This window comes from Pseudomonas sp. FA117 (assembly GCF_057370475.1).
Genome location: NZ_CM170675.1, coordinates 5,246,050 through 5,260,560 on the forward strand (window position 1 = coordinate 5,246,050; position 14,511 = coordinate 5,260,560).

General features: G+C 65.4%; 14 protein-coding genes. 2 read left to right on the plus strand and 12 right to left on the minus strand.

Going from position 1 to position 14,511, the window contains the following annotated elements; translation table 11 throughout:
• Positions 1-56: 56 nt before the first annotated feature.
• The 10 genes from AC1TXO_RS24135 to AC1TXO_RS24180 all read right to left on the minus strand — a co-directional run bounded on the left by AC1TXO_RS24135 (position 57) and on the right by AC1TXO_RS24180 (position 10,978).
• Complete coding sequence (locus AC1TXO_RS24135; protein ID WP_486404051.1) at positions 57-1,244, minus strand: ATP phosphoribosyltransferase regulatory subunit; 1,188 nt, start codon at positions 1,242-1,244, stop codon at positions 57-59.
• Between the two features lie 280 nt (positions 1,245-1,524).
• On the minus strand, positions 1,525-2,394 hold the full coding sequence (hflC, locus tag AC1TXO_RS24140; protein WP_054893186.1) for a protease modulator HflC: 870 nt from the start codon (positions 2,392-2,394) through the stop codon (positions 1,525-1,527).
• Positions 2,394-3,575 (minus strand): FtsH protease activity modulator HflK, encoded by a 1,182-nt coding sequence (gene hflK / locus AC1TXO_RS24145; RefSeq protein WP_486404052.1) that lies wholly within the window; start codon positions 3,573-3,575, stop codon positions 2,394-2,396. The genes hflC and hflK overlap by 1 nt, the downstream gene beginning before the upstream one ends.
• A 96-nt stretch (positions 3,576-3,671) precedes the next feature.
• Positions 3,672-4,973 (minus strand): ribosome rescue GTPase HflX, encoded by a 1,302-nt coding sequence (gene hflX, locus AC1TXO_RS24150; RefSeq protein WP_486404053.1) that lies wholly within the window; start codon positions 4,971-4,973, stop codon positions 3,672-3,674.
• A 12-nt stretch (positions 4,974-4,985) separates the two neighbouring features.
• Entirely contained in the window at positions 4,986-5,246 is a 261-nt protein-coding gene (hfq, locus tag AC1TXO_RS24155; protein WP_486404054.1) for an RNA chaperone Hfq, read from the minus strand.
• Between the two features lie 93 nt (positions 5,247-5,339).
• Positions 5,340-6,311 (minus strand): tRNA (adenosine(37)-N6)-dimethylallyltransferase MiaA, encoded by a 972-nt coding sequence (miaA, locus tag AC1TXO_RS24160; protein WP_486404055.1) that lies wholly within the window; start codon positions 6,309-6,311, stop codon positions 5,340-5,342.
• Between the two features lies 1 nt (position 6,312).
• Entirely contained in the window at positions 6,313-8,214 is a 1,902-nt protein-coding gene (mutL, locus tag AC1TXO_RS24165) for a DNA mismatch repair endonuclease MutL (RefSeq protein ID WP_486404056.1), read from the minus strand.
• Complete coding sequence (locus AC1TXO_RS24170) at positions 8,211-9,656, minus strand: N-acetylmuramoyl-L-alanine amidase (protein WP_486404057.1); 1,446 nt, start codon at positions 9,654-9,656, stop codon at positions 8,211-8,213. The genes mutL and AC1TXO_RS24170 overlap by 4 nt, the downstream gene beginning before the upstream one ends.
• Before the next feature lie 3 nt (positions 9,657-9,659).
• Positions 9,660-10,121, minus strand: a complete 462-nt coding sequence (gene tsaE, locus AC1TXO_RS24175; RefSeq protein ID WP_486406900.1) for a tRNA (adenosine(37)-N6)-threonylcarbamoyltransferase complex ATPase subunit type 1 TsaE — start codon at positions 10,119-10,121, stop codon at positions 9,660-9,662.
• The gene (locus tag AC1TXO_RS24180) at positions 10,118-10,978 is read right to left on the minus strand and encodes an NAD(P)H-hydrate dehydratase (protein ID WP_486404058.1); all 861 of its coding nucleotides are present in this window, start codon (positions 10,976-10,978) and stop codon (positions 10,118-10,120) included. Before AC1TXO_RS24180 ends, tsaE begins: the two co-directional genes overlap by 4 nt.
• Before the next feature lie 65 nt (positions 10,979-11,043).
• Here AC1TXO_RS24180 and queG point away from each other — a divergent pair, with 65 nt between their 5' ends.
• Positions 11,044-12,111 (plus strand): tRNA epoxyqueuosine(34) reductase QueG, encoded by a 1,068-nt coding sequence (gene queG, locus AC1TXO_RS24185; RefSeq protein ID WP_486404059.1) that lies wholly within the window; start codon positions 11,044-11,046, stop codon positions 12,109-12,111.
• 22 nt (positions 12,112-12,133) lie between these two features.
• Here queG and AC1TXO_RS24190 read toward each other — a convergent pair whose 3' ends face one another.
• The gene (locus AC1TXO_RS24190; RefSeq protein ID WP_054893179.1) at positions 12,134-12,745 is read right to left on the minus strand and encodes a trimeric intracellular cation channel family protein; all 612 of its coding nucleotides are present in this window, start codon (positions 12,743-12,745) and stop codon (positions 12,134-12,136) included.
• A gap of 84 nt (positions 12,746-12,829) precedes the next feature.
• Positions 12,830-13,372, minus strand: coding sequence for an oligoribonuclease (orn, locus tag AC1TXO_RS24195; protein ID WP_486404060.1), 543 nt, complete (start codon positions 13,370-13,372; stop codon positions 12,830-12,832).
• A 92-nt stretch (positions 13,373-13,464) separates the two neighbouring features.
• Between orn and rsgA the strand changes: the two genes are divergently transcribed.
• On the plus strand, positions 13,465-14,496 hold the full coding sequence (gene rsgA / locus AC1TXO_RS24200) for a small ribosomal subunit biogenesis GTPase RsgA (protein WP_486404061.1): 1,032 nt from the start codon (positions 13,465-13,467) through the stop codon (positions 14,494-14,496).
• Positions 14,497-14,511: the final 15 nt, after the last annotated feature.

Sequence of the window (14,511 nt, forward strand, 5' to 3'; positions counted from 1 at the left end):
AACACTTGTCCTCATTCACGCAAACTTGGTTGCCGGCCCATTGCCGGCGAAGAATCTCAATGGGTCAGCGGCAGAACCTGCCAGCGCCCGTCCTGCTGAATCAATTGCCGATCACAATCCGCCTCGAGAGCAGCACTCAACGGCTGGCCAGGCAGGGCCTGGACCACACGCTGGCCCTCGTTGCGCAACTGGCAGACCATCTGCCAGAGGGCCGCCTCGCCACTGTCGGGCATCCAGATGCCGCCAGCTGGCAGTACGACCTCCGCTCGCCCCAGTGTGACCAGGGTCTTCAAATCCGTGGAGAAACCGGTGGCCGGGCGTGCCCGGCCAAAATCGGCGCCGATGTCGTCATAGCGTCCGCCCTGGGCGATCGACTGACCGACACCCGGCACGAACACCGCGAACACCACGCCGGTGTGATAGTTGTAGCCGCGCAGCTCGCCCAGGTCGAAATACAGCGGCAGCTGCGGATAACGCGCTGCCAGGCGATCGGCGATCGCCAGCAGGTCGTCCAGGGCCGCCAGCACGCTGGCCGGGGCGCGGCCCAGGCGCACGCGGGCCTCGGTCAGCACTTCGCGGCCACCGCACAGCTCGACCAGCGCACGCAGCATGTTGCCCAGGTCCTTGGGCAGGTCGGCGGTCAACACGTTGACTTCATCCACCGCCTTGCGCTGCAGGGCATCGAACAGCTGCTGCTCGACCGCCCCCGACAGGCCGGCCGCACGGGCCAGGCCGCGGTAGATACCGACGTGGCCCAGGTCCATGTGCACATCGGCCACATCGGTCAGTTGCAGGGTGCTCAGCATCAGGCTGATCACCTCGACGTCGCTGGTCGGGCTGGCATCACCGTACAGCTCGGCACCGAGCTGGATCGGGCTGCGCGAGGTCGACAGCGCACGCGGTTCGGCGTGCAGCACGCTGCCGGCATAGCACAGGCGGCTCGGGCCTTCACGGCGCAGGGTGTGGGCGTCGATGCGCGCTACCTGAGGCGTGAAGTCGGCGCGAAAGCCCATCAGGCGACCGGATTGCGGGTCGACCACCTTGAAGGTGCGCTGGTCCAGGTCCTGGCCGGCGCCGGTGAGCAGCGACTCCAGGTACTCGATATGCGGAGTGACGACCAGTTCGTAGCCCCAACTCTGGAACAGGTCCAACACCTGTCGACGCGCGATCTCGATACGCGCTGCTTCAGGTGGCAGTACTTCCTCGATGCCATCTGGCAGAAGCCAGCGGTCTACGGTTGCCATTACGCCATTTCCCCTCTGGTCCGAGCGGCCGCCCTGCGGGTGAGCCGTCTGTAAAGCAGGCCTTGGCACACAACAACAGGCAGCACCGATCCCAGCGCCACCGCCGTGCCAACACCCTCGAAAAACCGCGCGTCCTGTCCAAGTCGTCAAAAAGCCTGTGGCCAATCAACCTTGCAGACGCAAAAAAGCCGGGAATTTCCCGGCTGACTCATCATACACCCCTTTTGATTCGGGATGCACCCCACCGGGCGTTTTAGCTGCCCGGTGGGGGTGTTTCCTGTTACGGCTTGCTCTTGTCCAGGAAGCGGAAGAACTCGTTCTTCGGATCCAGGACCAGCACGTCGCTCTTGCTGGCAAAGCTTTCGCGGTAGGCCTGCAGGCTGCGGTAGAACACATAGAAATCTGCGTCCTGGCCGTAGGCCTTGGCGTAGATGGCGGCCGACTGGGCGTCGCCGTCACCGCGGGTCTCTTCCGCTTCACGATAGGCTTCGGCCAGCAGGACACGGCGCTGACGGTCGGCATCGGCGCGGATACCTTCGGCCAGCTCGTTACCCTTGGCACGGTGCTCGCGGGCTTCACGCTCACGCTCGGTGCTCATGCGGTCGAACACGCTGCGGTTGACTTCCTTGGGCAGGTCGATGGCCTTGACGCGAACGTCGATGACCTCGATACCCAGCTCCTTGTTGGCCATGCGGTTCAGCGAGGCGGTGATGTCGGCCATCAGCGCGTCACGTTCACCGGACACCACTTCGTGCAGGGTACGCTTGCCGAACTGGTCACGCAGGCCGCTTTCCAGACGACGCGACAGACGCTCGTCGGCGATCTGCTTCATGCCCGAGGTCGCGGTGTAGAAACGCTCGGCGTCCTTCACCCGCCACTTGGCGTACGCATCGACCATCACCGCCTTCTTCTCCAGCGTCAGGAAACGCTGGGTCGGGGCGTCAAGGGTCATCAGGCGGGCGTCGAACTTGCGCACCTGGTTGACGTACGGAACCTTCACGTGCAGGCCCGGCTGGACGTCGGCCTGGACCACGCGACCGAACTGCAGCAATACCGCGCGCTCGGTCTGCGACACGATGTAGAAGCAGTTCCAGGCGACGATCGCCAGCACCACGGCGGCAATCAGGGCGAACAGCGATTTATTGCTCATCAGCGGCTCTCCCTAGTGCGCAGCGGCTGTTGTTGCTGTTGCAGGTCCTGTACCGAGCGGCTGGCGGCGTCGTTGACCGACGGCGACACGCTGCTGGACGGCGCTGCAGGGTTGCGGCTGCCTTCGACCATCTTGTCCAGTGGCAGGTAGAGCAGGTTGTTCTGCCCGTCCTTGGTAGCCACCATGACCTTGCTGGTGTTGCTGTACACCTCCTGCATGGTCTCCAGGTACAGACGCTGACGGGTGACGTCAGGCGCCTTGCGGTACTCGGCGACCAGCTTGGTGAAGCGATCGGCCTCACCCTTGGCGCGGGCGATCACTTCATCGCGGTAGCCGTTGGCGTCCTCGATGATGCGCTGCGCCTGGCCACGAGCCTCAGGCACCACGCCATTGGCGTAGGACTCGGCCTGGTTGCGGGCACGCTGCTCGTCTTCACGGGCACGGATCACGTCGTCGAAGGCTTCCTGCACTTCACGCGGGGCTGCCGCGCTCTGGACGTTGACCTGGGTGACGGTGATACCGGTACGGTAGGTGTCGAGGAAGCGCTGCAGGCGTTCGCGGATGTCCACGGCCATCTGCTCACGGCCTTCGGTCAGTACCTGGTCCATCGACGTGGAGCCCACGACGTGGCGCAGGGCACTGTCGGTGGCATGCTGCAGGCTGACTTCCGGCTGGTCGACGTTGAGCACGAAGTCCTGCAGGTTGCTGATCTTGTACTGCACGGTCAGCGGCACCTCGACGATGTTCTCGTCTTCGGTGAGCATCTGCCCCTGCTTGGTGTACGCACGCTCACGCGTGACGTTTTCCATGTACTTGCGGTCGATCGGCGGGAAGTAGATGTTCAGGCCCGGACCCACGGTCTCGTAGTATTTGCCGAAGCGCAGCACCACGGCCTGCTCCTGCTCGTCGACCACGTAGACGGCGCTGTACAGCCAGATCGCCGCCAGAACTGCCAGGCCGATGCCCAGCAGGCCGTAGCCGCCACCCTTGCCGATGTTGCGGTCACCACCGCCACCGCGTTTCTTGCTGCCGCCGAACATGCCGTTCAGGCTGTCCTGCAGCTTGCGGAAGGCCTCGTCGAGATCCGGTGGCCCCTTCTTGTCGCCACCACCACCGCCACCGCGGCGGCCGCCCCAGGGATCCTGATTGTTCGAGTTGCCACCCGGCTCGTTCCAAGCCATAGCGCTCTCCATCTGATAAAGCAAAGACGCGCCCACGGCGCGCCGTCCAATGCTACAGAATGCCTGTCACGGCTGCCCGGCGACCTCGACGGGCATTTATTGCAAAGTGTGTTGCTCGATGAACGCTTCAGGCTCCAGGCCTTCGCGGCTGACCAGGCGATTGAGTTCCACCCGGGGCAGACGCACGCTCAGCAGGCTGCTGCCGTGTTCATCATGTTCTTCGCCTTGCACTGCACCCAGTTCGAAGAATTGCGCGCGCAGGCGGGCAAGTCGCTGTTCCAGGCGCAAGGTTCCGACAAACAGGTCATCCCCCAGCAATTCGGCTATCGCCTGCCCCACAAGCTCGAGGCCACGACCATCGCGCGCCGATACCCAGACCCGCTCCGGCTTGCCGTCGGCATCGCGCTGGATCTGCGGCTCGACATCCTCGAGCAGGTCGAGTTTGTTATAGACCTCGAGGATCGGCAAGCCTTCGGCACCGATCTCCCCCAGCACCGCCAGCACCTGCTCGATCTGTTCCATGCGCTCGGGCTCGTGCGCGTCGATCACGTGCAGCAGCAGGTCGGAGTTGCTCGACTCTTCGAGCGTAGCCCGAAAAGCCTCGACCAGCTTGTGCGGCAGATGACGAATGAAGCCCACGGTGTCGGCCAGCACGATCGGCCCCAGGTCATCCAGTTGCAGACGGCGCAAGGTCGGGTCGAGCGTGGCGAACAGTTGGTCGGCCGCGTAGACCTCGGACTGGGTCAGGGCATTGAACAGCGTGGACTTGCCGGCGTTGGTGTAGCCCACCAGCGACACTGAGGGGATGTCTGCGCGCTTGCGCCCCCGTCGGGCCTGCTCGCGCTGGCTGCGCACCTTCTCCAGACGCGCCTTGATCTGACGCAGGCGCACCCGCAGCAGGCGGCGGTCGGTTTCGAGCTGGGTTTCACCCGGGCCACGCAGGCCGATACCACCCTTCTGCCGCTCAAGGTGGGTCCAGCCGCGGACCAGCCGCGTGCTCATGTGCTCGAGCTGGGCCAGTTCGACCTGCAGCTTGCCTTCGTGGGTACGTGCCCGCTGGGCGAAGATATCGAGAATCAGGCCCGTACGGTCAAGCACGCGGCACTCGAAGACGCGTTCGAGGTTGCGCTCCTGACTGGGCGTGAGGGTGTGATTGAAAATCACCAGGTCAGCTTCTTCGGCCTTGACCAGGTCGCGCAGTTCCTCGACCTTGCCGCTGCCAATCAGAAACTTCGCCGTGGGCTGGTGCCGGGCAACCGTGGCCAGGTGGACGATGTCCGCTCCGGCCGACAGTGCCAGCTCCTGAAACTCCTGCGGGTCTTCGCGCGCCTCAGGGTTCTGACCTTCCAAGTGAACGAGCAACGCCCGTTCACCACCACCGTGGCGCTCAAAGAACAATGCAGGCTCCTATCAGGCGTTGCCTGGCTCGCTGTCGCCGTGTTCGGAATCGGTCGGGCTTGGCAGGCGAACAGGACGGGCAGGTACAACGGTCGAAATCGCGTGCTTGTAGACCATCTGGCTGACGGTGTTCTTCAGCAGCACGACGAACTGGTCGAACGACTCGATCTGGCCCTGCAGCTTGATGCCGTTGACCAGGTAGATCGAAACCGGGACCTTTTCTTTTCTCAAGGTGTTCAAGTAAGGGTCTTGTAGCGAATGCCCTTTTGACATATGCCGCACTCCTGTAAGGATCAATAGTAAAAAACTGAAAAAATTCGTTCATTAAGGCCGTCAGTCGCAAGAATAGACGGCAATTGCAGGGACTCAGCTCAATATGGAGACCGACTCCAGGTATTTCAAGGTGCGGGACAGATTGTCGCAGGCCAGGCTGTCCAGCCAGTGTACGTCGGGCCAGCTACGCAACCAGGTGAACTGCCGCTTGGCCAGCTGGCGGGTGGCGATGATACCGCGTTCGCGCATCTCCCCGGCTGTCAGTTTGCTGTCCAGATAGTCCCATACCTGCCTGTATCCCACTGCCCGTATAGACGGCAGCCCCACGTGCAAGTCACTTCTGGCCCGCAGCTCTCGGACCTCGTCGACGAAGCCCTGTTCCAGCATCTGCGAAAATCGTAGCGCAATTCGCTCATGCAAAATGTGACGATCTGTAGGCGCAATCGCCAGACTGGCGACAGTATAGGGCAAATGTCCGCCCGCGCCTGCGTCTGAACCGCGGCTTTCGGCCAATTGACGCTCACGGTGGGCGGTCATGCTCCGGCCGCTCACCCGGTACACCTCAAGTGCACGGATCAGCCGCTGCGGGTCATTCGGATGAATGCGCGCCGCCGAGACCGGATCGACCTCGGCCAACTGCCGGTGCAGCTCGCCCAGCCCCAGCTCGCGGGCCTGGGCCTCCAGCTCTGCACGCACGCCGGCATCGGCGGGCGGCATGTCGGCCAGGCCTTCCACCAGCGCCTTGTAGTAGAGCATGGTGCCACCGACCAGCAACGGGATCCTGCCGCGCGCGGTGATCTCGGCCATGGCCTCGAGGGCAGCGGTGCAGAATTGCGCCGCCGAATAGCTCTCGGCCGGATCAAGGATATCCACCAGCCGGTGTGGATGGGCGGCCAGCACTTCGGGCGCAGGCTTGGCGGTGCCGATGTCCATATCGCGGTAGACCATGGCCGAATCGACGCTGATCAACTCACACGGCAGGGCCTGGGTGAGTGCGATGGCCAGGTCGGTCTTGCCGGCTGCCGTCGGACCCATGAGGAATATCGCTGGGGGCTTGCCGCTCATGTCATCGACCGCGCAGGAAAAGTTTGTCCAGGTCGTCCAGGCCCATCTGGGTCCAGGTCGGACGCCCATGGTTGCACTGGCCGCTGCGCTCGGTATTCTCCATGTCGCGCAACAGCGCGTTCATCTCGGGGATCGCCAGGCGCCGGTTGGCGCGCACTGCGCCGTGGCAGGCCATGGTACCGAGCAGCTCGTTGATATGCGCCTGAACGCGGTCGCTGGTGCCGTACTCCATCAGATCGGACAGCACATCCTGGACCAGGCGGTTGGCTTCGGCTTGCTTGAGCAGCGCGGGAATCTGGCGGATCGCCAGGGTCTCGGGGCCCAGGCGTTGCAGCTCGAAGCCCAGGCGCTGGAAGGTCTGGGCATGTTCCTCGGCGCAGTCGGCCTCGCGCTGGCTCACCGCCAGCGATTCGGGCACCAGCAACGGCTGGCCGCTCAACCCTTCGCTGGCCATCGCCAGCTTCAGGCGCTCGTACATGATCCGCTCGTGGGCGGCGTGCATGTCGACCAGCACCAGGCCCACGGCGTTCTCGGCGAGGATGTAGATGCCCTTGAGCTGCGCCAGGGCATAGCCTAATGGCGGGATGTCGCCCTGGCTTTCCGGCAGCGCCACGGGCGCCTGGGCGCTGTTCTCCAGCGGCGCGAAATACTCGCGATAGACGGCCTGCGCCTCTGCAGCGGGCACGGGCTGCGACGGGCGCGGCGTGTACTGGTACTGATAGCCCGCACCAGCGCCGCCATTGGAGAACGACGGCTGCTGTTGCGCCTGGGGCTGCTCGAGCACCGAGGCGGCCAGGCGCATCTCGCCCTGTGGGCCGAACTCACCAGCCTGCAGGCCAGTGGGGCGAACGATCTCGGTGGCCGCCGCCGGTGCCGCGAGCTGGTCTTCCGGGCGCACATCGGCCAGGGCACGGTGCAAGGTGCCGTAGAGGAAGTCGTGGACCATCCGCCCTTCACGGAAACGGACTTCATGCTTGGTCGGGTGGACGTTGACGTCGACCCCGGTGGGGTCGAGCTCAAGGAACAGCACGAAGGTCGGGTGACGCCCGTTGAACAGCACGTCGCGGTAAGCCTGGCGCACCGCGTGGGCGACCAGCTTGTCGCGCACCGCCCGGCCATTGACGAAGAAATACTGCAGGTCGGCCTGGCTGCGCGAAAAGGTCGGCAAGCCGACCCAACCCCAAAGGCGCAGGCCGTTGCGCTCGACCTCGATGGGCAACGCCTGCTCGAGGAAGCCCGGGCCGCAGATGGCCCCGACCCGCCGCGCGCGCGAAAGCTCGTCGGGCGCCTCATGCAGGCTGAGGATGCTCTTGCCGTTGTGGCGCAGGTGGAAGCCCACATCGAAGCGCGCCAGCGCCAATCGCCGGATGACTTCCTGCAAGTGGTCGAACTCGGTCTTCTCGGCCTTGAGGAACTTGCGCCGGGCCGGGGTGTTGAAGAACAGGTCACGCACCTCGACCGAAGTCCCGACCGGATGCGCCGCCGGCTGCACGCGCGGCAGCATGTCGCGGCCTTCGGTCTCCACCTGCCAGGCTTCACTGGCACTGGCCGTACGCGAGGTGAGGGTCAGGCGCGCCACCGAGCTGATCGAGGCCAGCGCCTCGCCGCGAAAGCCCAGGCTCAGCACGCCTTCGAGGTCTTCCAGTTCACGGATCTTGCTGGTCGCGTGGCGCGCCAGCGCCAGCGGCAGGTCGTCCGGCGCAATGCCGCTGCCGTCGTCGCGCACGCGCAGCAGTTTCACCCCGCCCTGCTCGACCTCCACGTCGATGCGCCGGGCACCGGAGTCCAGGCTGTTCTCCAGCAACTCCTTGGCGACCGACGCCGGGCGCTCGACCACCTCGCCGGCGGCGATCTGGTTGGCCAGCCGCGGGCTGAGCAGCTGGATGCGCACATCACTGCTCATTGCTGGGACGCCAGGGTGGTAGCCGGGATGTCGAGGTGCTGGCCGACCTTGAGCTCATCGCTCTTGAGGTTATTGCTGCTGCGCAGGCTGGCGACGCTGACCTGGTAGCGCACGGCGATCATTGCCAGCGTCTCTCCCGGACGCACGCTGTGCTCACGCGGGCCCTGGGCGATCTTGCCGGAGTCGCGCAGCCAGGCGATGTAGGTGCCCGGCGGCGGGTTCTGCTGGAAGAACTGGCGCACACCGCTGTGGATCGAGCGGGCCAGCGCCTGCTGGTGGCTTCGGGTCGCCAGCTTGTTGGCTTCGTTGGCGTTGGAGATGAACCCGGTCTCGACCAGGATCGACGGGATGTCCGGCGATTTCAGCACCATGAACCCTGCCTGCTCCACACGTTGCTTGTGCAGCGGGGTGATGCGACCCATGTTGCCGAGCACCTTCTGGCCCACATTGAGGCTGGAGCTGAGGGTGGCGGTCATCGACAGGTCGAGCAGCACGCCGGCGAGCATGCGGTCCTTGTCATCGAGGCTGACGTTGCCGGCACCGCCGATCAGGTCGGAGCGGTTTTCACTGTCGGCCAGCCAGCGCGCGGTCTCGGAGGTGGCGCCGCGGTCGGACAGGGCGAACACCGAAGCGCCAAAGGCGGCTTTCGACGGCGCGGCGTCGGCGTGAATGGAGATGAACAGGTCGGCGCCCTTCTTGCGGGCGATCTCGGTGCGCTTGCGCAGCGGGATGAAGTAGTCGCCGGTGCGGGTCAGCTCGGCGCGATAGCCTTTTTCGGTGTTGATCTGGCGCTGCAGTTCGCGGGCGATCTCGAGCACGATGTCTTTTTCGTGCTGGCCGCGCGAGCCGGAGGCGCCCGGGTCTTCACCGCCGTGGCCGGCATCGATGGCGACCACGATGTCACGCTTGCCGTTGGGCACCGGAGGCAGCTTGATCGCCGGCTGCGCGGGGGTCACCGGAACCGCGGGCGTGGTCGCCGGGGTCTGGGTGACGGGCGCTGGCGCCGGATTGCTGGCCGCAACCGCATCGGCCTCCTGGTCGTACAGGTCGACCACCAGGCGGTTGCCGTACTGGGCGTTGGGGGCGAGGGTGAAGCTCTTCGGGGTGACGCTTTTCTTCAGGTCGATCACCACCCGCAGATCGGTCGCGGTGCGCTGGGCCGAGCGTACGCTGGTGATCGGCGTGTTCGAAGTGGAGACGTTCAGCGGCGAGGCCAGCGTGGCACCATTGATGTCGATGACCAGGCGATCGGGCGCACTGAGGGTGAAGACACTGTGCTGCACCGGGCCGGACAGGTCGAAGACCAGGCGTGTGTTGTCCGGCGCGCGCCACAGGCGCATGCTCTTGACTTGCGTGACGGCCAGAGCGTCAACGGTCACCGCTGTCAGCAGCAGCCCAACGACGGCGACCAGTGCGCGGATGCGCAGCATACCTTTCCCCACTTACTATTTGTTTTCGGCAGCCAGAGCGGCACACCAGGCTTCGCCGCGAGCCCCCTGCGGCGACAGGTTCAGCGAGCGGCCGCCCGCCTGGGGGCTTATGGTAATGGTCAGGTCGGGCTTTGGCAAAACGCCCGCGCCCTTCTGCGGCCATTCGAACAGACACAGCGGATCGCCCTCGAAATAGTCGCGAATCCCCATGAACTCTAGCTCTTCCGGATCGACCAGGCGGTAGAGATCGAAATGGAAGGCGCGGATTTCGCCGATTTCATAAGGTTCGACCACGGTAAAGGTCGGACTTTTCACTGCACCAGTGTGACCCAATCCACGGATCAGACCACGCGAGAGCGTGGTCTTGCCGGCCCCGAGGTCGCCCTCGAGAAAGATCACGCCATGGCCACCGGTGACCCTGGCCAGTGTCGCACCGAAGGCGACGGTGGCCGGCTCGTCGGCCAGAAACAGGGTTATGCCTGACACGCTGAATGCTCCTCCAACAATTCTCGAATGACCGGAACCAGATCGCTGGCCGCCAGCCCCCTGCCCTGCACGCCCAGGCGCTCGCCGGCACAGGCATGCAACCACACGCCCAGGCCCGCTGCCTGCCAGGCATCCAGCCCCTGGGCCAGCAACGCAGCCAGCACCCCGCTCAGCACATCGCCCAGGCCCGCACCGGCCATGGCCGGGTGGCCACGCTCGCAGAGCAGCAACTGGCCATGCGGGTCGGCAACCAGGGTGCCCGCACCCTTGAGCACACAGACGCTGTCATGACGGCGTGCCAGTTTGCGGGCAGCTCCCGGTCGGTCGGCCTGCACCGCCTCGGTGGATACGCCCAGCAGCCGCGCCGCCTCCCCCGGATGCGGGGTGATGATGCTGCCGCCGGGCAGGGCCAACGGCGCTCGCGCCAGCAGGTTGAGCGCATCGGCGTCCCACACCTGCGGCAAATGCGCATTGGCCACGGCCGACAACAGGCTGCGGCCCCACGCGGCCTGACCAAGGCCAGGCCCCACCACCAGTACCGAGGCGCGCTCCAGCACCGCCATCAGTTGATTGGCCGAGCTGACACCCAGGCACATGGTTTCAGGCAGGCGGCTGAGGCTTGCGGCCACATGCTCGGGGCGTGTCGCCACGCTGACCAGCCCTGCGCCGCAACGCAGCGCGGCTTCGGCGCTGAGCAGCACGGCACCGCCGGTGCCCAGGTCGCCACCCACCACCAGTACATGACCGAAGTCGCCCTTGTGGGCGTCCGACGGGCGCGCGGGCAGGTGCGCGACAGTGACGCTGCTCAGCGTTTGCAGGGTAGTGGCGTGGTGTTTGGTCCGAGGCATGGGGTCAAAGGCTCCGATGTCTGGCAGAATTATACGCACCTGAGCCTGTAATGCCTTGTCCATCCATGTCCGCCTCCTCTTTAGACCTGCCTGCACTGGCCCGATCGATCAAGGATTGGGGCCGCGAACTCGGTTTTGCCCATGTCGGCATCGCCGATGTCGACCTCGGCGAACACGAACAGCATCTGCAGCGCTGGCTGGACGCCGGCTACAACGGCGAGATGGACTATATGGCAGCACACGGCACGAAACGTTCGCGCCCTGCCGAACTGATTCCCGGCACCTTGCGCGTGGTATCGCTGCGCATGGACTACCTGCCGGGCGACACGGCGATGGCCCAGCGCCTGGCCCAGCCGGAAAAAGCCTACATCTCCCGCTACGCGCTGGGTCGCGACTACCACAAGCTGGTGCGCAAGCGCGTGCAGCACCTGGCCGACCGCATCCAGGAGGCTATCGGCCCCTTCGGTTACCGCGCATTCGTCGACAGCGCCCCGGTGCTGGAAAAAGCCATCGCCCAGCAGGCCGGGCTCGGCTGGATCGGCAAGAACACCTTGCTGCTCAACCGCAAGGCCGGCAGCTATTTCTTCCTCGCCGAGCTGTTCGTCGACCTGCCGCTGCCAGCGGACGAAGCCCAGACCAGCGAACACTGCGGGCGCTGCCAGGCCTGCCTGGACATCTGCCCTACCGCGGCCTTCGTCGGCCCGTACCAGCTCGATGCGCGGCGCTGCATCTCGTACCTGACCATCGAGCTCAAGGACGCCATCCCGCTGGAGTTGCGACCGCTGATCGGCAACCGGGTGTTTGGCTGCGACGACTGCCAGATCGTCTGCCCGTGGAACCGCTTCGCCAAATCGACGGGCGAGGACGATTTCAAGCCGCGTCACGGGCTGGACAACGTCGAGCTGGCCGCGCTGTTCCTGTGGGACGAGAAGACCTTCCTCAGCCGCACCGAAGGCTCGCCGCTACGCCGCGCCGGTTACGAGCGCTGGCTGCGCAACCTGGCGGTGGGCTTGGGCAATGCACCTTCGACCATCGCCGTGCTCGAGGCGCTGAAGGCGCGGCGCGAATACCCCTCGGCACTGGTGAGGGAGCATGTGGAGTGGGCGTTGGCGCGGCATGAGGCGGCGGGCTGAGGAGAAAGCGCAGCCCGTGGGCTCAATGCTCGTCGTTGTAATGGAACTTGGGCATTTCCCAGTGGAAGCGGATAGCCAGCAAACGCAGCAGGAAGCCGCCGAACAGGGTCAGCAGCATGGCCTGCTCGGCCGGCACCTTGAAGTACACGCACCCCAGGTAGAACCAGGCTGCTGCGAACGACACGCTGGCATACAGCTCGCGCCGGAACACCAAGGGAATATCGTTGCAGAAGATGTCGCGCAGGATCCCGCCGAACACCCCGGTGATCACGCCACTGATCGAAGCCACCAGCATCCCCTGGCCCATTTCCAGCGCCGTCATGCAGCCGATCAGGGTGAACGCCACCAGCCCCAGGGCGTCGAGCACCAGGAACAGCGAGCGCAGATGGCGCATCAGCGGCGCGATGAAGATGGTCAGCAACGCGGCAAAACTGGTCAGCACCAGGTATTCGGGGTGCTTCACCCAGGTCAGCGGATAGTGTCCGAGCAGCACGTCGCGTACCGAGCCGCCGCCCAGGGCGGTGATGCAGGCGATCAGCACCACGCCGAACCAGTCCATGCCGCGCCGCCCCGCAGACAGGGCGCCAGTCATGGCTTCGGCGGTGATGGCAATGAGGTAGAGCATCAACAACATGGCGCAGATCCGTGCGAGAAAGGCGCGCAGTCTACTGAGTCGCGCGGGGCACCAAAAGGGGGCGCTTGCGCACCCCTTCGCCGATCACACCTTGATGAAGTGCTCGCGGTAGTGGCGCAGTTCGGCGATGGACTCTCGGATGTCGTCCAGGGCCAGGTGGGTGCTGCCTTTCTTGAAGCTGTCGCGCACGTCCGGCGCCCAGCGGGCGGCGAGCTCCTTGAGCGTGGAAACATCGAGGTTGCGGTAGTGGAAGTAGCCTTCCAGTGCGCGCATGTGGCGGTAGAGGAAGCGGCGGTCCTGGCAGATGCTGTTGCCGCAGATCGGCGACTTGCCCCTGGGCACCCACTGCTCGAGGAAGGCGATGGTCTGCGCCTCGGCCTCGGCCATGCCGATGCGGCTCTCGCGCACGCGCTGGGTCAGGCCCGAGGCGCCATGGGTGCGGGTGTTCCACTCGTCCATGCGCGCCAGCACCTCATCACTGTGATGGATGGCGATCACCGGCCCTTCGGCCAGGGTGTTCAGCTCGCTGTCGGTGACGATGGTGGCCATCTCGATGATGACATCGTTGTCCGGGTCCAGGCCGGTCATCTCCAGATCGATCCAGATCAGGTTCTGTGGGTTGTGCATGAATGAGCTCCTCGAATAGGCCGACATATTAGCCTAGTGGAGCGTGCTAAACTGCCTGCCGTTTTCTTTTGCCCCGCCAACACGGAACCTTCATGGCCAAACGCCAGCTCAATCGCCGCCAGAACTGGCGCATCGAAAAGATCCAGGGTGAACGCGCCGCCCGCGCCGCCAAACGCGAGCAGCACGCCCTGCAGGAGCTCGAGGGTGGCGACCTGGGCCCCGAGCAACTGGGCCTGGTGATCGCCCACTTCGGTGTCACGGTCGAGGTCGAGGCCCAGGACGGCGAGGCGGCAGGCCAGATCTTCCGCTGCCACCTGCGGGCCAACCTGCCGGCGCTGGTCACCGGCGACAAGGTGGTCTGGCGCGCCGGCAACCAGGGCAATGGCGTGATCGTCGCGCAGATGCCGCGCAGCACCGAGCTGTGCCGGCCGAACAACCACGGCCAGCTCAAGCCGGTCGCGGCCAACGTCGACCTGATCGTGATCGTCTTCGCCCCGGCGCCCGAGCCCCAGGCCAACCTCATCGACCGCTATCTGGTCGCCGCCGAGCACGCGGGCATCCGCCCGCTGCTGCTGCTGAACAAGGCCGACCTGATCAACGACGACAACGCCCCGGCGCTCAATGCATTGCTGGCGGTGTACCGCGACCTGGGCTATCCGCTGCTGGAAGTGTCGGCACACCATGGCGACGGCATGCAGCGCCTGCAGCAGACCCTGGACGAGCACATCAGCGTGTTCGTCGGGCAGTCGGGCGTGGGCAAGTCATCGCTGGTCAACAGCCTGCTGCCGCAGGCGCAGACCCGCGTGGGCGATCTGTCGGAGTGGTCCGGCCAGGGCACCCACACCACCACCACGGCGCGGCTCTACCACTTCCCCAACGGCGGCGACCTGATCGACTCGCCGGGCATTCGCGAGTTCGGCCTGGCGCATGTCAGCCGTGACGATGTGGAAGCGGGCTTCATCGAATTCCGCGACCTGCTCGGCACCTGCCGCTTCCGCGACTGCAAGCATGACCGCGAGCCCGGCTGTGCGCTGCTCAAAGGGCTCGAGGAAGGGCGTATCTCGGCGCAGCGGATGCACAGCTACCGCTCGATCGTGGCGAGCCTGACGCAAGACACCTACTGAAGCTGCAGGAGCGGC